Consider the following 21,478-nt stretch of genomic DNA (forward strand, 5'->3'; position numbering starts at 1 on the left):
TGGTTATTTTACTAATTGATACTGTGCTTTGATGTTTTCTAAGCCAGCAATAGGGTTCGGTTGATAGACATTGACTTGAGATGATGCATCAATGATTTTTCTGCCCTCATCCAAGCAGGAGATAATGTCGAGGGCGATAAACTGGTTGATTACGTTGCCCAGTGCCGAGGCTTCTTTTGGCTGTGTTGATACAGAGATCTGGCATACATCAGCACAAAGTTGGTTGAGAAATTCGTCTTGCACACCTCCGCCTACGATGCGTAGCTCGGTAATTGAACGTTGCGTCGCGTGTGCGATTTGTTCGATGGCGTCGTTGTAGGCGAGTGCTAGGCTGTCGTAGATACAGCGCACGACTTGAGCCAAGCTCTCTGGGGCGGGTAAGTGGCGCACCTTAAACCAGTTTTTAATTGCCTCTGCCATCGACGGCGGATTGAGAAAATCATCATCATTGGGATTAATGACGAATTCAAACGGTGTTGCTTGTTTCGCAAGTAAAGCGATGTCAGAGAATGCCAGCGAAGGGTTTTCCGCTTTAATTCGTTGAATAAGCCACAACCCCATGATGTTTTTTAAGATGCGGTAGCGGCCATCCACACCACCTTCGTTAGTGAGGTTGTAGGCGAATGCTTGATTTGAAGTGACGGGTTCAAGGCTTTCAACCCCAACCAAGGACCAAGTTCCTGAACTTAAGTATGCAGTGTTGTCGTTGAAAATCGGTGTGGCGGCGACGGCCGACGCGGTATCGTGACTTGCCACGGAACAGACAGGGATATGAATATCTCCCAGTTTGTATTGGCCAACAATACGGTTTGGCATTTTGGGTGGTAGGAACCAGTTCATCTTCGCGCCACAGGCATCGATCAGCGTTTTATTCCAGCTTTTCTCATGACAATCAAGCAATTGACTGGTGGACGCATTGGTGTATTCACAATGTTTCACCCCACTGAGTTTGTAGTTCAGGTAGTCAGGAATAAAAAGCAGTGTATCAATCTCATCAAACCAATCTGGCTGTGCGTCAGCGATCGCTTTGAGTTGATAAACGGTGTTGAAGGTGAGAAATTGAATCCCCGTCGCAGCATAGATTTTTTCTTTGTTCATACCGCTGTCGGCGAGAAGTTTGTCCAACATGCCTGCAGTGCGCGCATCACGATAGCTGACGAATGCCCCAAGGTGTTTACCAAATTTGTCGAGGAGCACAAAGTCGACTCCCCATGTATCGATGGCTAATGAGCGAACATCGATATTGCTTGCCAGCACTTTATTGATGCCAACTTTTATCTCTTCCAAAATGGAGTAAAGGTCCCAGCAAGATTGGTTGTTATGGGTCACCTGTTGATTTTGAAAGCGGTGAAATTCTTCTAAACGAATTTTCCCATCTTCTAAAAAGCCGACCATGACGCGACCACTTGATGCGCCTAGGTCAATGGCAATGACTGAATTCATCTTTTAGTCCTCGTTTGTGATGAGGTTATTAGACGAAATCTCGCGTTGGAAAAACTTTAAAAAAATGGCGAGAAAGGAAAAGCAGTGGCGTTTTTCTAAAGATTCCCTGTGTAGAAATCACAGTTCAGAGAACTCTTTTATCGAGCCTGTGTAGGGGGGAATTGATTGGGCAAAAAAAAGCGCCGTCATGGTGACATGACGGCGCTTTGCTTTGGCAGGGATAATTAGGCCAGCATCGGGCTTACCGGCCAGTGACTTAGTCCATCAAAGGCAACTGCTCAATGGCGCGGCGGTAACGACGGTACTCGCCTGTGCTCCATAGCCAGATGCTTTCTGCTGGGATGGCGTAGAACTTGGCATGCTCAGGGTTGTCTGCGATCTGTGCTGCGATTTCCGTCGCCTGAGTTGCTGAGAAGTTAAGTAGAGCCTCCAAGTACTCCGGATCGCTATCTTTATTCTCATTGATGCTTTGCCAAGCAAGCAGTAGGTCATCCTTGTTATGGCAGCCCTCATCGGCACTTTTCTTCGCTGGGTAGTAGCATTTTTGGCTACTGTCGTAGGCGAATTTAGCCGGAGTGAAAGGGGTACCTCTAAACAGCGATTCAAAATAAACGGCTGATTTCAGGAGGTTCACTGCATCGGTATCACGCAGCAGGTACAAAGTGGCGTCTTTTTGCGTACGAATGCCTAACTGAGTGAAACGCAAGTTTTGTTTTACGGTGTAAGGTGAATTCTCCAGAAGCTCACGTTGCTCATCACGTCCGTCAATTAACATCGCTTTAAGTGCCATGTTTTTGGCCAAACCGTTACGACGCGTCACCATGTAGTTACGTGTTTTCCAGCTAAATTCATAACCACCATTTAGGTCAACAGACATACTTGGTTTTCTGATTGAAATGTCATCGATCAGGTGTTGAGCGCTGTCGGCTAATCCGTACTCATCTGCCTGTCCGAACGCCACCAAGTTGGTCAACAATGCATTAAACAATGGTGTCACTGTGGTTGGTGACAACTGGAAATAACCCTTAAGTACATCGTAATACGGAAGCACTTCAATAGAGCTACGTAAATCCGGTAGATATCGTGTTTTGGTTTGGACACTCTCACCATTCTCGTCAACAAATACCGGGCCGCGGAAGCTGGTCGCGCCGTAACCTATGTAGCCTAGGTACTCTTTCATTTTTACTGGCGTTCCTTTGGTGCCACTGCGAACGTCAGAAACATCCATCAGCGCCATATTGGATTTGTCACGCGAACTACGCCAATCATTTCTTTGCACCAGTGTCTGTGCTGCCAGTAATTTGTCTGGCCAGATCCCCATCAAATCGATTGCCGATGAGTAAATCTGGTTGGGGTTGTTGGCTCTCATATCCGAATATGGACGGCCATCACGGGTTTCTGATAATACCTTGATTGGTTGAGAACCACTTGCCAATTTAGCGACCAAGTCCTTGTCGAAACAAGATTCTGGTAGCGTGGTTTTATAGCTCATGTCTGGACCGTATTGCGCCCACAAATCATTTAATGAGGAAAATAGCTGTAACGGCTGACCGCTGCCAGTGGTGACCTCAATTTCGCAAACATGATCCGGCTGTGCCATCACTTCAACAAAGAAATCTGCCGCTAATAAGGCTGCATCAAAGGTGTCACAAATCATTTGTGCACCTTGCGGCAGTCGACTGCGAGTTGACGCATTTTGACAGTTGTCGGTGTAGAAATTCGCTACGTTTTGCCCGTAACTCTCTTCTTCTTCGCCTTTTAGCTGGGCAAAGTAGTAGTCAATTTCACCAAGATCCTCAACCACTTCACGGATCTCATTGAACTGGTTAAGGCGAGCCACCGTGTAGCCGAACAATCTACTCTCATAAAAGCTATCACGGCCGTTGCGTTTGTTGAGGTAGTCGTAACTGTCCCAGTAACGCTGAATGCGGAACTTGGTCAACTCAAGGATATTGGTCCCTTCGTCAAAGCGGTTACAGGTGGTCGTGCTGCTGGTGTTTTCATCAGTACAGTAGTAGTAGTTTTTAACGCTTTGAGTCGGTTGACTATCGTCTTGTTTTGCCAACTGCTCTTTGAGCGCCTCCAAAGTACCGAGTGGGTAACCACGGTAGTTCTGACGTACTTTAGCGTCAATGGCGTCTAAGCTAGCGTATGCGACAGTAGGTTCACCTTGATCATCAACGGTATTCACTTCGGCTTGGCGATTGTATCCGAAACGCAGTGCAGCGATGTCGTACTTACCATAGGTTGGCAGTTCGTCAAAAATCGAAGCGCCGTAATCCATGATCGAACTGTAAGCGGGGACCTTATCATAGCCAAGCGCGGTGATTTCTTGCTCGCTGTAGAAGTTATTCTTGTCCATTGAGCCCATGAAGTTATGGCGTAAACCGAGATTGTGGCCAAGTTCGTGGACTAAGGTCGACGTATAAATGTGCTGTGAAATCTGTTTGGTCACTTGCGCTTGCTGATCTGCGTTGAGATCTTCCCACGCTTTGAGCTTAGTATTGACCTTGTCGGCGTAATCTGGCTGTGAAGGATCCAAATGCGCGTTATCAAAGTAACCGCCGTTGATATAATCAATGCCCTTAATTAACCCTTTCGATTGAGTGCTCACCCAAAGGAACTGATCAGAATACATGTTCTGCTCAGCGTACGCTTGAAACTGCTTCGCATAGCTTAGGGCCTGCTTGTTAAAGCTGTGTTCCTGCTGCATATCTGGACGAAGCCAAGAGACGACGCCATTATCGAAACGAGGTTCGCTGGCCGCGACCATAGGAAGTGACGCTCTGATATTGGTGATGTTTTTCGCCATGACCAAGTTAGAAACGCGCTCGCCGCCAAAGGTCATTATCGCTGGTTCAGAAGCGGCAGTATTGTCGTCGTTCGTCGTGGTTTGGTTATTATCGAGATCGTTTTCAGTCGGGCGTGCAATCTCTTGACGGTTGTAGTGCACCGTTAGGCGACGCCACATCTCACGAGCGGAGGCGCGGATAACGCCAGCGTACTGATTGACGTGCGCATGAACAATTTCACCGGTAAGCGGGTTGGTGGCTGAAGGGCCATAACCGAGCAAACCATTGTCGACCGGATCGGTGATGAGGTTAAACATATTGATGCGCAAGTCACCAGGGTGCTTACCTGCTGGTGTCTCTTTATTGACAATGTTAATTGTCGGCACACCCGTTCCAGCAAGCACTTCGTTGACATGATCGATAGTATTAATAGTGGTTTCTAGGAACTCACGTCCCTCTGGCGTGAAGTAGCTGTCACTTAAGTAGTAATCGATCGACGCTTTTTTCGGGTTAAAACGATTGATAAGGCGGTATTTTTCACCTTCTAAGTCCGCTTCACCATTGGTTGAAAGCGGCGTTTTTTCTTGGTTAAAGAAGCCATAGCGCTGAGAGTCACGACCGGGGTAGTGCACGACTTCATAATCTTTGCTGGCTAACTTGTCGAGCTTGACCAAAGAGTAGAAAAAGCGCGTTTTGAAGGAGAGATCTTCTAGTTCAGAACCAAACTGGTACATATCGTCGGCATCGGCGGTGAAAGTCCGTTCGACTTCGACGTTAATCACGCCAGCATCGGCATCGTACTCCCAATGGACCAAGCGCGGATCGGCCGACTCTGTGACGTTGTCTGCGGTCCACCAAGCATCGACGGTATCGACGGCCAGCGACTTAATGCCGGTGTAATCTGGCGTGAAATGGGTGGTCTCTTCCCATTTTAAGCTCGCATCGGTGTTGAGCTCTTCTTTGTTGGTGCATTCATCAAACTGATCTTCGGCACAGCGATACTGTTGAAATTCGCCAGGGATTTTCAACACCGGAGCAAGGTTGATGCTGCTGTCGTAGCGGCTCGGTTTACCATCGACTAGGGTATCACGATCCACTTCTTCGGCGATGATGCCGTTCTTCTGGTCAAAACGTAAGGTGACCAATTTGGGCGTGCCTTGGAAGAAGCCACGTTGTGTGGCCGCATAGCGCGGCGCAGCACCCGTTGATGGCATATAAAGCCAAAGTGATTCTGTGTCTAAAGAGCTTTTGCTGATCTGCTCAGCTGCTCTCGGTTCGTATTCATATGCGCGTTCCTCTGCGCCACAGCCATACAATGCCACAGACACCATAGTGGCGAGTAATAACTTTCTATACATGTTGTGCACCAGATTAGTAGTTATAAGTGATTGATAGGTAGTAAGTTGGCTTGTCCAAGTCGAATAAGGTGTCGATTGGGTTTGGTCCTCGGTCGGCATCGAAATACCGTGCGCTGTTGGTTAAACCAACAGCCAGTGAGATGTTTTCAGTTACGTTGTAACCAAGCTCTTCTGAGTGACTGAACTCAGGAGAATATTCATTGCCGCGATAGGTCCAAGACGTTGAGCTGTCGATGGTCGTAGAAAGCCACCAATCGCCAAATTCATACGTCAAACCAAAAGAGTTGCTGAGGCGATACTCTTCCAGTTGTGTTGTCCCCACGGTGGTGTAGCGGTGGAAGTTCTTTCGAATACGCAGCGAATCGGTCAGAGTCAGGCCTTCGAGCAAAAAAGCCATGTCGTAAGAGAGATTGAGATCGGCGCGGATCGCAGTAGAAAGGTCGCTTTTTTGCGCTGTCTCGGACAGGGGAATCAAGACACGCATGCCTGCGGAGAAGCTCAGATTCTCTGTAGGTTGGTACAGATCGGCGTATTTGGCTTTGATCCACGCGTTTTGCCAGTATTGGCCTTTTTCACCATCAAATTGGTGAATGCCTGCAATATCGGCACTCAGTGACCAGTTATCGTCGAATCGATAGCCAAGGGTTACGCTGGCATCTATCGAACGTGAGGCAAGGTAGCTGGTATCACGATAGGCGTTTCGGCTGTAAGAGCTCGACGCAGAGAAACTCCAGGGCTGGTCGCTTTCCACGCTGGCTTGTTCGTCGGTGGGACTTTCTGCATGTGCTGTTAACGGCAAACAAGTCGCAAAGAGCGCACACAGTGCATAGTGACACTGTTTCACGAAACTTTCCTTGTAATTTGTGAGTAATGTTGTGTTTTTTGTAATTGACGAATACTAAAGGAACTAAGTCAACAAGAGAACTTATTCATGTAAAGTATCAGTATTTAATGCGACTGGTACAATCAGGTGGGTCTGATGACTTTTTGCTCAATAATTGGATTGTGTTGTGCGGAATTTATAATTTAACAGAATGGTCTTTTATATTTATGGAGTCAATATAATCGTTTTTAAATCTACAATTATGAAGCGTTAATCTCTTTTTAAACAAAAATACGCTGATTTTTGGGCTGTAAACAAGCGTCTCACTCAGCGGTTCGATCTGTATGGATTTTCATCAGAACGTTTAGGTATAACAGAATGATGTTCTATATTTCTGTGTTCTAAAACTGGTGGTTTGTCACACTCTACTCATCTCATATCGACTAAGAAAATGAATCTTTGATGAAAGGCTTGCTTTGAGTGATTAATGCGCTATTATGACGAAGTGTCATTTATGACGGTTCGTCACCATTGTGCGTCATTTCTTTAGTAAAGAATCATGTTACAATCGCGGCAGGAGTAAATCGATACGGGTGAGTGAAAGATGTTTAACTTTGGCTGTAAGAAAAGCGATGAACGCAAAGAGTGTGCCTTTTCGTCAATCAAGACGAAAAAGCAACAAGCGATCGCCGATAGAGAAGTTGAATTGATCCTGCTGGCGAAAGGCATTGTGCAGAAGGAGGGTTTTGCCAACCTGACGATGGACAAGTTGACCGCGGCAAGCTCGTATTCGAAAGGGACAATCTACAACCATTTTTGCAGTAAAGAGGACGTAGTTCTGGCTTTATGCATCCATTCTTTAAAGAATGAAGCGATGTTTTTTAACCGCACAGCCGCTTTTGAAGGGTCGACGCGGGAAAAAATGATTGCGATGCATGTAGGCTTTCGCATTTACGCACGGTTGGAGCCCATCTTATCTACCTGCGCGATCATGGCGAAAACGCCATGGGTACTGGAGAAAGCGTCTCCAAGTCGAGTCAGTGAACTCAATGAGTTGGAAGAGCGGATGATCGATGGCGCGGATGCGCTCGTCAGTCATGCGGTAGCCATCGGGGATTTAAAGTTCTCTCCTGCGATTGGTTCGGATGCGATTGTGTTTGCTAACTGGTCGATTGCGTTTGGTTCTAATGCGTTAACGCAGAATGCATCAAACAGCCGTTGTATCAATCGTTTGCAAGATCCGTTTACCGTACTGCACAATGCGAACATGCTGCTAGACGGGCTGGGTTGGAAACCACTTTCCAGCGAATGGGACTACCGTAAAACCTGGAGAAGGGTGGAGCAGGAGCTATTCGCTGAAGAGTTGACTTACTTAGAATCTGTCGGACGTTAGTGGCTGAAAACCAATCTGAGGATTGGTTTTTTCATCACGCCGAGTGACGAATCGTCAAAAAATGACACGAGATTGCACGGAGGTGAGTGAGTTTCCGTGTAATAACTTACACATAAGTTAATAACGCCAGCATTTGCTGGTTTTTAAAGACTTGTATTTGACGAAACGTCACAAACGGAGAGTGTGATGAAATACCCAACTTCTTCCCACAGCGCGCCCTTTTCTTGGTCATCCATCCCAACCAAGTGGAGTTTTTGGACGCTACTGATCTCAATCGCCTTGATTGTAATTGCCACCCTCGGAGCCCGTAATCTCTACTTTCGTGGCGATTACGATATTTTCTTTGATGGTTCGAATACGCAGTTGCAGGCGTATGATGAAATCCAAACCACTTTTGCCAAGAGCGATAGCATTGCGCTGGTGATTGCGCCGCAAAACGGCAACATTTTTGATGCTGAAAACCTAGCCCTGCTGCAAAAGCTTACCGAAGCGGCGTGGCAAGTTCCTTTTTCTAGTCGCGTCGATTCACTGGCGAACTATCAGCATACCGAGGCGCTGGATGATGATCTCATCGTGGAAGATCTGCTGTATCGCGACTACGCATTCACGGCTGAGCGGATTGCCAAAGTAAAAGCCATCGCATTAAGTGAGCCCGCGGTAGTGAATTCACTGGTCTCGCAGCGTGGTGATGTGGCGGTTATTAACGTCACGGTGCAGTTGCCAGAAATTGACAAAACCGCCGAAGTACAGCAAGTGATAAATGCGATCAATGACTTGGTCGCCAGCTATCAAGCGCAATATCCGCAAATCAGTTTTTACAAAGCGGGTATTATTGCTTTAAACGATGCTTTCATGGTTGCAGCGCAAGAAGACAGTGCCACGCTCGTTCCGGCGATGCTGTTGGTGATTTTGCTGTTCCTTACCTTGATGTTACGCACCTTTTTGAGCGTTCTGGCCACGCTTGCGGTGATCATTGGGGCGATTCTCGCCACGATGGGGTTGTCGGGTTGGGCGGGAATGTTCTTACATACTGCCACGGTGAACGTGCCTACGTTGGTGATGACATTAGCGGTTGCCGACTGTGTTCATGTGATTGCGACCATGCGCCAATCCATGCTGTCTGGGATGTCACGGGCGCAAGCGGTAGAGCGCAGTATCGCCATCAATTTTGTGCCGATTGTGATTACCTCTGTCACCACCGCGATTGGCTTTTTGATGATGAACATGTCGGATTCTCCCGTACTGCGTGATTTCGGCAATCTATCCGCACTGGGTGTGATGCTGGCTTGTCTGCTGTCAGTCACCTTGTTGCCAGCACTGCTGACGCTGCTGCCTATCCACATCACGGCAAAAGCGCAAAGTGACAGCTCTGATTTTATGGACAAGCTGGGCGATTTTGTCGTCGCCAAACGCCGCATGCTCTTACCTCTGTCGGTTGCGGTGATTGCCCTTGGCGGCGCGCTTATCCCTCTCAATAAAGTTAACGATGAATCGGTGAAGTATTTTGGCCACAGCAGTGAATTTCGCCAAGCGGCTGATTTTATGGAGGCGCGCATCAGTGGCATGACGAATATCAGCATTGCGATCAAAACCAATCAAGCGCAAGGGATTGCCGATCCGCAATTTTTGACTGCACTGGGCGATTTCACCGCGTGGCTGCGAGCTCAGCCAGAAACAGACCATGTGGCTTCGTTGGCCGACGTGTATAAACGCCTCAACAAAAACATGCACAACGACGATGATGCCTACTATCGCTTGCCGCAAGACAGAGAGTTGGCCGCGCAATATCTGCTGCTGTATGAGATGTCTCTCCCATACGGTTTGGATCTCAACAACCAAATTAACGTGGATAAGTCCTCGCTGAAGCTGGTGCTGACCACCGCCAATCTCGGTAGTGTCGAGCTGGTTGATCTGGAGCAGCGTATTTACGCTTGGTTTGCTCAACATGCGCCGCAATACCAAGTGGTTGCATCGAGCCCGTCTCTGATGTTTGCCCACATTGGTGAAACCAATATGGCAAGTATGCTCTCAACGCTGCCGATCACACTGGTGCTGATTTCCGCCTTGATGATATTTGCTCTGCGCTCATGGAAATTGGGTGTGATCAGCCTCGTCCCCAACATCGCGCCAGCCATTATCGGCTTTGGTCTTTGGGCACTACTTTCTGGTGAAATCAACCTGGGTTTGTCGGTGGTCGTGACGCTGACGCTCGGGATCGTGGTGGATGATGCGGTCCATTTCTTAGCTAAGTATCAACGGGCGCGCAAACAAGGCCAAAACGCTGAGCAAGCGGTGCGCTACGCCTTCCATACCGTTGGTCGCGCGCTGTGGATCACCACCGTTGTGCTGGTGGCTGGATTCTCGGTACTGGCGATGTCCAGCTTCCGCTTAAACGCGGATATGGGCCAGCTCAGCGCCTTGGTGATTTTCCTCGCACTAGTCATCGATTTCGTCCTGCTGCCAACGTTATTGATGCTGTTTGACAAAGCTGAGTATCCGCTTGAGGCGCCTGAGCAAAGTGGCGTTACGGCAGAATTATCACAAACCCAAGCCTAATAAGGAGATTGCTATGAAACCTACAACTAAAATCACCACCGCACTTATTCTTGCCTCCAGCCTGATGTTCTCTTCATTGGCGCTGGCGAACAAAGGATTGGAGATTGCCACAGAGCGCAAAAACCGCGACCTCGGCTGGCAAGACTCGGTCGCTACCATGGAAATGTTGCTGAAAAATGCGCAAGGTGAAAGCAGTTCAAGACTGATGCGTTTGCAATCTTTGGAAGTGGATGGCGACGGCGACAAAGGGCTGACGATTTTCGACGAGCCGCGCGATGTCAAAGGCACGGCATTTCTTAACCATTCGCACACCAGCGAAGCCGACGATCAGTGGCTTTATCTGCCAGCACTAAAACGCGTGAAGCGCATCTCATCGCGTAATAAATCGGGGCCATTTATGGGCAGCGAGTTTGCCTATGAAGATTTGAGTTCATTTGAGCTGGAAAAGTACCGCTTTAACTACCTGCGAGACGAAGTGCTCAATGGCCAGCCGAGTTTTGTGCTGGAACAAATTCCGACTGACGAAAACTCAGGTTACACCAAACAGGTCGTTTGGCTGGATCAACAGTTCTACCGTCCGCTTAAAGTGGAGTTTTATGACCGCAAAGATGCACTGCTCAAAACACTCACCTTTGATGATTACAAGCAATACCTCAACCAGTACTGGCGTGCGCACCTGATGACCATGATTAACCATCAAACAGGCAAAAGCACCGAACTCTTGACCACCGATTTGGCCTTTCGTACTGGCCTGAGTGCGGACGACTTTGAGCAGAATGTACTCAAACGGATTAAATAAAGAGGGAGTGATATGACGCGTTGGACAATCAATGGAGGCCAGATTTTGGCCTCCGGACTTGCGACGGTGATCGCCTTGCCTTGTTTTGGCGTTGAGTTGGCTGGACAGGTTAGCGTGGAGCATCGGCAGTTTTTTCAATCGGGTTTGCAAGGGCAAGATTTAGGCCAGAGCTCGTTGGTGTTGCAGCCCGAATTTTACTGGCAACAAGCCGAAGGGAATGGCCATTTTACCTTCACGCCTTTTTACCGCTTAGACAGCGAGGATGAAGAGCGCAGCCACGGCGATATTCGCGAAGCGCTGTACCTGAATTACTGGGGTGAGTACGAACTCAGAGCAGGTGTTGGTAAAGTGTTTTGGGGCGTGACGGAATCGGCGCATCTGGTGGATGTGATCAATCAAACCGATGCGGTGGAATCGGTTGATGGTGAAGACAAGCTAGGTCAGCCGATGCTGCATTTCACCAGTGTTAAAGAGTGGGGCACGCTGGATGCGATGCTGCTGCCCTATTTTCGCGAGCGCACCTTTTCAGGTGAAGATGGGAGGCTGAGAAGCGACCCAGTCGTCGATGGAGAGGCTCGCTATGAATCGTCCCGAAAAGAGCACCATCTTGACTATGCGCTGCGCTACACTCGCATGCTTGGCGATTGGGATCTTGGGCTAAGTTATTTTCACGGCACCAATCGCGACCCCTATTTCCAGTTTCAGCAAGGGAAACTTCATCCTTATTACGCGCAGATGAGCCAAGTTGGGCTGGATGTCCAAGGCATTGTCGGAGATTGGCTGTGGAAGCTAGAAAGCATTTATCGCGACAGCCTAGACAACCATACCGCCGTAGTGACGGGTTTTGAATACACCTGGGTTGGCGCGTTTGACAGCCAGATGGATGTCGGGTGGATCGCCGAGTATCTTTACGACAGCCGAGGTAGCAAGGCGCAGAGTATTGGTCAAAACGATCTGTTTGCTGGCATGCGCCTAGCGTTTAACGACGAGCAGGGAACGGAAGTGCTCGCGGGCGTCACGCAAGATCTCGACAACCACGATGTGTACAACGCCAAACTGGAAGCGAGTCGACGCATCAACAATCAATGGAAATGGCGCTTGGATGCTTGGCTGTTTGCCAACGATACGCCAAGCGATCAGCTCTACTTCGCGCGTCGGGATGATTTTGTTGAACTGGCGGTCGACTATTACTTTTAGGGTCTGTTTTCGCTAGTGGCGCAAGTTTTATGCTGAATAATTGAGGTGGATTATAAGTAACTGAGCACAGATAGCCGCTCAAACTCGATCTACCTCATTTTTTCAACATTTGCCTAAAGCCCTTATTGGATAAAGAGGATAAAATTCTCTTATAGTCTGAGCAACGATGGGCGACGTTCTGTAATCGCGGAGCTGCAGTAAGGATGGCAGGTTGAATTCATTCAAGTGGGATAAAAACTTCGAGACGGGCCTTGATGATGTCGATGAGCAGCATCAATTTCTGGTGGGATTTATCAATAAATATGGTGAACTTCTGTCGGAAAACAACATCTCGCTGCAAGGAATCCAGATGGCGCTGTTTGAGCTGTCGCGTTATGCGGAGTTTCACTTCAAAGAAGAAGAAAACTTGATGCGTCAGGCGGGCATTTACCATCAGCATCTAGAACACCACATTCAGATCCATCGCGCTTTTATGAGCGATGTTATGACGATGCAAAGCTTCATTAGCGAGCAAAATCGTGAATCGGCCGAACAACTCCTCAATTTCCTCATCCACTGGCTGGCGTACCATATTCTTGGCATCGATCAAAATATGGCAAGGCAAGTGCGCGCCATCGAATCGGGTCTTTCTCCCCAAGCTGCGTTTGAGCAGGAAGAGCGTAAAGCCGATGCGTCAACCAAACCGCTGATAGATGCACTTAGCGCGCTCTTTATGCAAGTGTCTGAGCGCAACCGTGAGCTGCTGATGCTCAATCAATCGCTTGAACAAAAAGTCGAAGAGCGTACCCGTCAGTTGGTGGAAGCCAACAAGCAACTGGAAGTGCTTTCGTTTACCGATTCACTGACCAAACTACCGAATCGGCGTTTCGCCATTCGTACCTTAAAAGAGCTGTGGGAAGAGAATCACGCCGAAAGCGACATGATGGTGTGCATCATGGTGGATGCCGATTACTTTAAACAGGTCAATGACAGTTGCGGCCATGACGCGGGCGATGCGGTGTTAAAAGAGCTGGCGCACAGCTTAAAACACAGCTTCCGCAGCGACGATATTGTGTGCCGTTTGGGGGGCGATGAGTTTCTGGTTATCTGCCCTAACACCGAATTGCAAGGTGGCCTGTACATTGCTGAGCTTGTACGCAAGCAGGTGAACAATCTACTGATCCCAACGGGTATGGAACCATGGCGCGGCAGTATCAGTGTTGGCGTGGCGCAGCGTACTAAAGAGATGCAAACCTACACCGATCTGATCAAAGCGGCCGATGACGCGGTGTACCTCGCTAAATCCCAAGGCAAAAACCGAGTCATGACCACTCAGGGCGAGCATTTTTCCGAGAAAAACGCGATGGGGATGACTCCTTGCCAATATCAAGTTCAATAACCGTATCTGTTTCGTCTTCTTGTCGCAATTCAGGCGTTAAATTTGTTTGATAAAGCCTGAATTGTGCTGCTTTGACGCCTTTTTATTCAATAACCTCTTCTTTTAATAATTCAATTTGGCATTAGTGGCGGCTTTAGCTACTATGTACGACTATCAAAAAAGTACCAATTACTCCCTTATGGACACTACCAAAAGGTAGATGAGGAAACGATGCAACATCTAGAAGAGATCATTGCTAACGCGAATGCTGCGATCGATGCCGCGCAGTCGCTTGTCGCACTTGATGAAGTGCGAGTTCAGTATCTGGGCAAAAAAGGCGAGCTAACCGCTCAACTTCAAAGCCTAGGTAAATTGCCACCGGAAGAACGTCGTGAAGCTGGTCAAGAGATCAACAAAGCGAAAGAGGCTGTTCAACACGCTTTAGCGGTGCGTAAAGAGGCACTTCAACGAGCAGAGCTTGAGGCGAAACTGGCATCGGAAACGATCGACGTGACGCTACCGGGTCGTCGTATCGAAAACGGCGGTTTGCACCCAGTGACGCGTACCGTTGAGCGTATTGAACAGTTTTTTGGTGAGCTTGGCTTTAACGTTGAGTCTGGTCCTGAAATTGAAGATGCATTCCACAACTTTGATGCACTGAACATTGCCGCAGACCACCCAGCGCGTACTGATCATGATACCTTCTTCTTTAACCCTGATCTGATGTTGCGTACCCACACCTCTGGTGTGCAGATCCGTACCATGGAAAATGGCAAACCGCCGTTCCGTTTCATTGCGCCGGGCCGTGTTTATCGTAACGACTACGACCAAACACACACGCCAATGTTCCACCAAGTGGAGGGCATGCTGGTTGACGAAAACGTCAACTTCGCGCAGTTGAAAGGCATTTTGCACGATTTCCTATGTAACTTCTTTGAAGAAGAAGTGGAAGTGCGTTTCCGTCCATCTTACTTCCCATTCACTGAGCCATCAGCAGAAGTTGACGTAATGGGCAAAAACGGTAAGTGGCTAGAAGTACTGGGTTGCGGCATGGTTCATCCGAACGTACTTCGCAGCGTAGGCATCGATCCTGAAAAATACTCTGGTTTCGCATTCGGCATGGGTGTTGAGCGCCTGACCATGTTGCGCTACGGCGTGAACGATCTGCGCGCCTTCTTCGAAAACGATCTTCGTTTTCTGAAACAGTTCAAGTAATCCAGAGGTTTAAGCACAATGAAATTCAGCGAATCATGGCTTCGTGAGTGGGTAAATCCTGCGATTACCACTGACGAACTAACACACCAAATCACTATGGCTGGTCTAGAGGTTGACGATGTTCTTCCTGTAGCAGGCACGTTCAATGGCGTTAAAGTGGGTCACGTTGTTGAATGTGGTCAGCATCCAGATGCCGACAAACTACGTGTAACGAAAGTAGACGTAGGTGAAGCAGAGCTGCTTGATATCGTCTGTGGCGCGGCCAACTGTCGCCAAGGGCTGAAAGTGGCCGTGGCAACCGTCGGTGCCACTTTGCCTGGTGATTTCAAAATCAAAAAAGCCAAACTGCGTGGCCAGCCTTCACACGGCATGCTTTGCTCGTTTACCGAGCTAGGTATCGATGTGGAATCAAACGGCATCATGGAACTGGCTGAAGACGCACCAATCGGTATGGACTTCCGTGATTTCCTCGCCCTGAACGACGTGACGGTGGACGTGGATCTAACGTCTAACCGTGCCGACTGTTTCAGCATCCGTGGTATGGCGCGCGAAGTGGGCGTACTTAACCGCGCTGACGTCACTGAACCTTCGGTAGAAGCGGTGGCGGTTTCGATTGAAGACAAAGTGTCTATCGATGTAAAAGCACCGGCGGCGTGTCCACGTTACCTTGGTCGTGTGGTGAAGAACGTAAACGTTCAAGCGCAAACGCCACTGTGGATGCAAGAAAAGCTGCGTCGTTGCGGCATCCGCTCTATCGATCCTGTAGTGGACATCACTAACTACATCTTGCTTGAGCAAGGCCAACCGATGCATGCGTTTGATCTGGCGAAGATCGAAGGCGGCATCGTGGTGCGCATGGCAGAGCAGGGCGAGAAGCTGACTTTGCTTGACGGCAGCGAAGCAGAACTCAACGCAGATACTCTTGTTGTGGCAGACCACAACAAAGCGCTGGCAATTGCCGGGATCTTTGGTGGCGAGCACTCAGGCGTGAACGCAGAAACCAAAGATGTATTGCTTGAGTGTGCCTTCTTTGCACCAGACCACATTCGTGGCCGCGCGCGTAGCTATGGCCTACACACCGATTCTTCAATGCGCTTTGAACGCGGTGTCGATTACGCACTGCAAGTGAGCGCAATGGAGCGTGCGACCGCGCTGCTAGTGGAAATCTGTGGTGGTGAAGTTGCGCCTGTTGTGGCGGTAGAATCACAAGTTGATTTGCCTAAGCCAAACAAAGTGGCACTGCGCCGCACGAAGCTGGATAACCTCCTAGGCCATCACATTGCCGATAGTGATGTGGTTGAAATCTTAGAGCGTCTTGGTATGGCAGTCGAAACCACAGCGGAAGGCTGGGTTGCGGTAGCGCCAACATGGCGTTTCGATATTGCAATCGAGCAAGATTTGGTGGAAGAAGTGGGCCGTATCTACGGTTACGACAACATTCCAAACCAAAACCCAACCGCCGCGCTTAAGATGCACGATCATCAAGAAGCCAAACTGCCACTAAAACGCGTGCGTGATTTGCTGGTTGACCGTGGTTACCACGAAGCGATCACTTACAGCTTTGTTGAACCAGAGCAACAAAAACTGGTTGTTCCAAGTGTCGATGCACTCATTCTGCCAAACCCAATTTCTGCAGAAATGTCAGCGATGCGCCTTGGCCTGATTCAAGGCTTGCTAAACACTGTGGTTCACAACCAAAAACGCCAACAGCCACGCGTTCGTCTGTTCGAATACGGCCTACGTTTCATCCCATGTGAATCAGCGGAAAATGGCATGCGTCAAGAGCCGATGTTGGCGGGCGTGATTGCCGGTACTCGCAGCGAAGAGCATTGGAACATCGACACCAATACGGTGGATTTCTTTGATCTGAAAGGCGATGTGGAAGCGATTCTTGAACTCTCTGCCAATGACAAAGCGTACAGTTTCGTGGCAACCAAGCACCCAGCGCTTCACCCGGGTCAGTCTGCGGCTATCGTGCTCGATGGAAAAGAAATCGGTGTGATTGGTACGGTTCACCCAGAACTTGAGCGCAAGTTTGGTCTAAACGGCCGCACTATCGTGTTTGAAATCGAATGGTCTGCGATCAATCGCAAAGTGATCCCAGAAGCGGTGGCGCTGTCTAAGTTCCCTGCTAACCGTCGTGATATCGCAGTAGTGGTTGATCAAACGGTTGCTTCTGGCGACATCGTCAATGCGTGTTTGGAAGCGGGCGGTGAGTTCCTGAAAGCGGCAAAACTGTTTGACGTTTATGTCGGTAAAGGCGTGGAAGAAGGCAAGAAGAGCCTCGCTATTGCCCTGACACTGCAGTCAAATGAACGCACGTTGGAAGATGCCGATATCGCAGGCGCGGTTGATGCAATCGTCGCGCACGTTGCTGAGAAATTTGGCGCGTCACTACGCGATTAAGCACAAACCAATAAGTTGCTCGCAAGCAGAACTTAGCTTTGACAAACGGCCCAAATGGGCCGTTTTTTATTCTCGAACACCTTCTCAATCCAGCTCGCCACTCATAATTCGTCTACATTTTTTGAGTGGATTTGTCGTTGTTTTTTTAAATTATAACTTATACTTAACACTTCAAGATTCTAAATACGGTAGAGTCAGCCGCAATAAACTAGAGGTATAAATGATTTAATATGCTTAATATAATAATGAGGAAAATAATGATTAATAAAGGCCAAGTAAAGCCGATCCAGTTTATCTTTCTTACCATTGTACCTTGTTTCCTTATTATACAGCTGTCGCATTTTTATTTTGTTCATTTACACCAAGAGAAGTCACAAGAGTATGCGAAGAAAATAGCGTTAGAAATCGAATCCATTTTTAGCTATGGAAAAGAAGCGAATCAAAGAATATTGTCTATTGTTAGCAATGGGGAAAGTTGTGATGACGTTATTGTTAAGTTGCGGAAAATAGTTGCCACAGTACCTTTTGTTAGGACCACCAATTTAGCGCATGACAATAAAATATATTGTACATCGCTGTGGGGAGAGCGCTCATTTGTCGACACGCCGCAAGCGTATGTTGCTGGAGAACTGCTACTAATGAAAGGGAGTAAAGTGGAATCACAACATCCATTGGTTGTCGTGCGCACAACCCAGGGTAATAAAGTGTCATTAAGTGGTATTGATGGCCTGCATATTCGTCACGCGTTAAATCAATCTTCTATCGACGCATTCTCTGTGTTCCTGAAAATCGGTGATGCTTGGCTGGATGAGCAAGGCCGAATGACGCAGCAAGATCCCACAAAAGGACTGATTATTTTTCAGCATACGCAATCCAGTCAGTTTCCATTTGCCATTCAATCCGGTTTCTCTTATCCATCCACTTGGAATGCCTTTTGGCACGAGCGAAAATTTTATATCCTCTTGATTCTGTTTATGCAGGGATCATTTTCTCTCTGTTATTGGTGGCTTGCAAACCGTCCTAAAACATTAGACGCAGAGTTACAACGAGCCATTCTGCAGCATGAATTTATTCCCTATGCTCAGCCTATCGTCCACGCAGAAACTAAACAAGTAACCGGGATTGAGATCTTGATGCGCTGGCAACACCCGATCCAGGGGATCGTTAGGCCAGATCTGTTTATTCCTCAAGCGGAGGAATCTGGACTCATCATTCCGATGACGCAGTTATTATTTAAAGAAACGGCGCGACAGTTACGAGCATATAGAGATGTGTTGCCGAACGAATTTCATGTTGGGATCAATATTTCTCCGCAGCATTGTAAGAATGACGATCTTTTTACTGAATGTCAGAAATTTTATGACCTCGTTGATTGCGATAAAACCATACTGGTACTTGAGTTAACCGAGCGAGAGGTACTTGAGTTTTCTGATGCTACCGATGTTTTGTTCCGCAATATTAAGCAACTGGGTTGCAAAATTGCCATCGACGATTTTGGCACGGGGCACTCGAGTTTGATCAACTTGCAAAAAATCGACTTGGATTATTTAAAAATTGATCAGATTTTTATCAAAAATATCGGTGCAGATCCGGTCGCTGAACACTTAGTTGAAAGCACGATTGAACTTGCCAAACGTTTGTCTCTCAATCTTATTGCCGAAGGCGTTGAGTGCGAGGAGCAAGTTGAATATCTGCGAAATCACGATGTGAACTATCTGCAAGGATTTCTATTCGCTAAGCCAGTGCCTTTGTCTGAGTTCTTACAACAGCTTTAGCCATGTAGGCTTTGCTGTGGTCGATTGCTCAGAGCGACTACGCAACATGCTGAAACGCAATGCCCTGCGTTTTTTGCAAACTGGTCAGGGTAGCGATCACCTCATCCATCTCAAGCGGGAGGCCAAAGCGCTGCTTGAGGTTGAGCAGGAAGAAGATGTCTTCACACATCGCCTTTTCTGGTTCGTCACTGATTTTGGCAACGGGTGAGCGGTTACATTCCGCCATTTTGACCACCATGGAAAGCGCTTGATAGCGCTCACCTTGCGCATTTTGCCAATCGCCCATGTCATTGGCAAGGAAAGTACCAATGCCGAAGCTGATTTGCGCACGGCCGGCAAAGTACTCGCAGATATCCAGCGCGCGGGAAAAATCCAGGCCATCAGTAAAAATCAACGTTTTGCTCAACGGGTCAATACCAAGTGATTGATAGTGGCTGATGATTTTATCACCCCAAGTGAATGGGCAACCCGAGTCGTGCCTAACGCCAACATAAGCATGAGCTCTTTGTGGGTTGAAATCTTGCAAAAACGCATCAATACCAATCGTGTCGGTAAGTGCAATCCCCAAATGGCCAGAAAATGCCTCGAGCCATCTATCCAATGCCACGCGTTGTGAGTCCTGTACGTTGACGAGCGCTTGGTGAGCCATAAACCACTCATGCGCCACAGTACCAATTGGGGTGAGTGCAAATTCTTGGGCTAAATGGTAATTGCTTGTGCCGGTAAGTAGTTCAGGAACATGCGCGCGTAAGTAGTCCAACGTATCCCGTTGCACCTTGGCACTGAAACGCCGACGCGTGCCCATTTCAGAAAAACGGAAATTGCTGATGCGTCGCTGCTGCAGTTCATTCTTTAACTGGCTGATTTTATTCGTAAGCACTTGCTCAAACTGCGAGTAGGGGATGGTTTGCCAGTGGCGACGATTTCTCACTTCAGAGATGATGCTCATCACCAAGGTTTCGTACAAGATGGTTTCGTGCCATATCCCTTGGATAGCAACGCGCAGTTGGGATTGACCACTCTGGCTGGGTACTGTCTCAAGCACAACCTGTTGTTGCGGCACAAAACGAAAATGGCGCAGGTATTGGAGAAACTCGTTTGTTAAGTAAGGCGCTTGGTTTTTCAAGTATGTGATTTGTTCGGCTGTAAAGGTGAGCAGCGCCAGCTTTTCAATTTCTTGGCGAACTTCTTCAATCAAATCAGAGAGATCATCATCGGAGCGTACGATCAACTCATAACGTACCTGCGTTTCTGGGTAGAAGCGATACGCCGCTTGCATCATGTTGATTTTATACACATCGAGATCGAGAACGCTCTGAATGATCGGCGATTGAAAAAGTGCTGTGCTCATGAAATTCTCTCCACCCAAACTAGGTTAAGAACATCTTGTTTGTAAGTATGGCAGAACTCTAATCAACTCACCTTGGTTTGTCAAACTTTGTTATTAACTTGGAGTTGCCTTATTGACAAGGCTGCTGTAACGCTAAGTAGATAATGACCAGTGAGCGTAATCACTTTTTTGGTTACACGAGAATTGAGTGTGCTCGCAGTTAATAACAAAACGTTACTTTCATATTGACCTCAAACACCACCACCAGTAAGGTATTGGCAGAACAAGGCTTTGAGAGACGTCGAATGATAGTCACCATTGATATGATTTGTCTGAAATTGGGCGAAAATGGCTTAGAAGTGTTGCTGATTAAGCGCAACAATCCTGAGCGGCCTCAATTTGGTATGTGGTCGATTCCCGGTGGGTTTGTTTTTGAGCACGATTTGAGCGCGCAGAGCGGACAGGCCGCGGATGCGGATTTTGATTCAGCGAGAAGACGCATCTGCCGACAGAAAATTCACACTTACCCCCATTACATTAGTGAACCGATGGTGGACGGAAACCCAAAACGTGATCCAGAAGGGTGGAGTGTGACAATTGCCCATTACGCGCTGCTCAATAAAACTAATGTCGAACAGATAGATAATTGTGGCTTGTGCGACAAACAATTGGGTTGGTTTGCGCTCGAGCGGATTTTAAACGGTGAAGTGGCGTTGGCCTTTGACCATGCCGATTTGATTAAGCTGGCATGGACAAAACTCAGAGCAGCGATTGAATACACTTCGGTGGTGCTGTTTGCTTTGGAGAAAGAGTTTCTCGTCTCTGACATCATTTCTGCGTATGCCCAGTTTGGTGTGGAGGTCAATCGCATGACCATTAAGCGGCGCCTTATCGATACGGGAGTCATTGAAAGTGCCAATAAGATAGCCGCCAGTAGTAGAGGCAAAGGTGGCAAACCAGCCCAAGTTTATAGTTTGGCAGATAAACACGTGACCTATTTTCAAACTTGTCTACGTTAGACCAACGAGGAGAAT

Annotated in this window: 13 protein-coding genes; 9 read left to right on the forward strand and 4 right to left on the reverse strand. The window is 48.0% G+C overall.

Annotation, left to right across the window (positions count from 1 at the left end):
- Window positions 1–3 precede the first annotated feature (3 nt).
- The 3 genes from rhaB to EWA64_RS15250 all read right to left on the reverse strand — a co-directional run bounded on the left by rhaB (window position 4) and on the right by EWA64_RS15250 (window position 6,437).
- Window positions 4–1,443, reverse strand: coding sequence for a rhamnulokinase (gene rhaB, locus EWA64_RS15240; RefSeq protein ID WP_061894029.1), 1,440 nt, complete (start codon window positions 1,441–1,443; stop codon window positions 4–6).
- A gap of 256 nt (window positions 1,444–1,699) precedes the next feature.
- Window positions 1,700–5,593, reverse strand: coding sequence for a zinc-dependent metalloprotease (locus tag EWA64_RS15245; RefSeq protein ID WP_244881435.1), 3,894 nt, complete (start codon window positions 5,591–5,593; stop codon window positions 1,700–1,702).
- A 13-nt stretch (window positions 5,594–5,606) separates the two neighbouring features.
- Window positions 5,607–6,437 carry a hypothetical protein gene (locus EWA64_RS15250; RefSeq protein ID WP_061894031.1) on the reverse strand — a complete coding sequence of 277 codons (831 nt, stop codon included), beginning with the start codon at window positions 6,435–6,437 and terminating at the stop codon, window positions 5,607–5,609.
- A gap of 583 nt (window positions 6,438–7,020) precedes the next feature.
- Here EWA64_RS15250 and EWA64_RS15255 point away from each other — a divergent pair.
- The 8 genes from EWA64_RS15255 to EWA64_RS15290 all read left to right on the forward strand — a co-directional run bounded on the left by EWA64_RS15255 (window position 7,021) and on the right by EWA64_RS15290 (window position 19,114).
- A complete protein-coding gene (locus tag EWA64_RS15255; protein ID WP_061894032.1) occupies window positions 7,021–7,809 on the forward strand; it encodes a TetR/AcrR family transcriptional regulator in 789 nt (262 codons plus the stop codon).
- A 186-nt stretch (window positions 7,810–7,995) separates the two neighbouring features.
- Window positions 7,996–10,365, forward strand: a complete 2,370-nt coding sequence (locus EWA64_RS15260; protein WP_061894033.1) for an efflux RND transporter permease subunit — start codon at window positions 7,996–7,998, stop codon at window positions 10,363–10,365.
- Between the two features lie 64 nt (window positions 10,366–10,429).
- On the forward strand, window positions 10,430–11,164 hold the full coding sequence (locus EWA64_RS15265) for an outer membrane lipoprotein-sorting protein (protein WP_425315133.1): 735 nt from the start codon (window positions 10,430–10,432) through the stop codon (window positions 11,162–11,164).
- A 12-nt stretch (window positions 11,165–11,176) separates the two neighbouring features.
- A complete protein-coding gene (locus tag EWA64_RS15270) occupies window positions 11,177–12,361 on the forward strand; it encodes a hypothetical protein (protein ID WP_061894035.1) in 1,185 nt (394 codons plus the stop codon).
- 211 nt (window positions 12,362–12,572) lie between these two features.
- The gene (locus tag EWA64_RS15275) at window positions 12,573–13,739 is read left to right on the forward strand and encodes a GGDEF domain-containing protein (protein WP_061894036.1); all 1,167 of its coding nucleotides are present in this window, start codon (window positions 12,573–12,575) and stop codon (window positions 13,737–13,739) included.
- Between the two features lie 210 nt (window positions 13,740–13,949).
- Entirely contained in the window at window positions 13,950–14,933 is a 984-nt protein-coding gene (pheS, locus tag EWA64_RS15280) for a phenylalanine--tRNA ligase subunit alpha (RefSeq protein WP_061894037.1), read from the forward strand.
- Window positions 14,934–14,951: 18 nt separating this feature from the next.
- Entirely contained in the window at window positions 14,952–17,339 is a 2,388-nt protein-coding gene (pheT, locus tag EWA64_RS15285; RefSeq protein ID WP_061894038.1) for a phenylalanine--tRNA ligase subunit beta, read from the forward strand.
- Window positions 17,340–17,596: 257 nt separating this feature from the next.
- Window positions 17,597–19,114: an EAL domain-containing protein gene (locus EWA64_RS15290; RefSeq protein ID WP_061894039.1), complete on the forward strand. Its 1,518-nt coding sequence runs from the start codon at window positions 17,597–17,599 to the stop codon at window positions 19,112–19,114.
- A gap of 37 nt (window positions 19,115–19,151) precedes the next feature.
- Here the strand turns inward: EWA64_RS15290 and pncB are convergent, their stop codons facing one another.
- On the reverse strand, window positions 19,152–20,465 hold the full coding sequence (gene pncB / locus EWA64_RS15295; RefSeq protein WP_061894040.1) for a nicotinate phosphoribosyltransferase: 1,314 nt from the start codon (window positions 20,463–20,465) through the stop codon (window positions 19,152–19,154).
- A 284-nt stretch (window positions 20,466–20,749) separates the two neighbouring features.
- Here pncB and EWA64_RS15300 point away from each other — a divergent pair, with 284 nt between their 5' ends.
- Entirely contained in the window at window positions 20,750–21,463 is a 714-nt protein-coding gene (locus EWA64_RS15300) for an NUDIX hydrolase (protein ID WP_061894041.1), read from the forward strand.
- Window positions 21,464–21,478: the final 15 nt, after the last annotated feature.

It is taken from the genome of Vibrio cidicii, assembly GCF_009665415.1.
In the GTDB taxonomy this organism is placed as follows: domain Bacteria; phylum Pseudomonadota; class Gammaproteobacteria; order Enterobacterales; family Vibrionaceae; genus Vibrio; species Vibrio cidicii.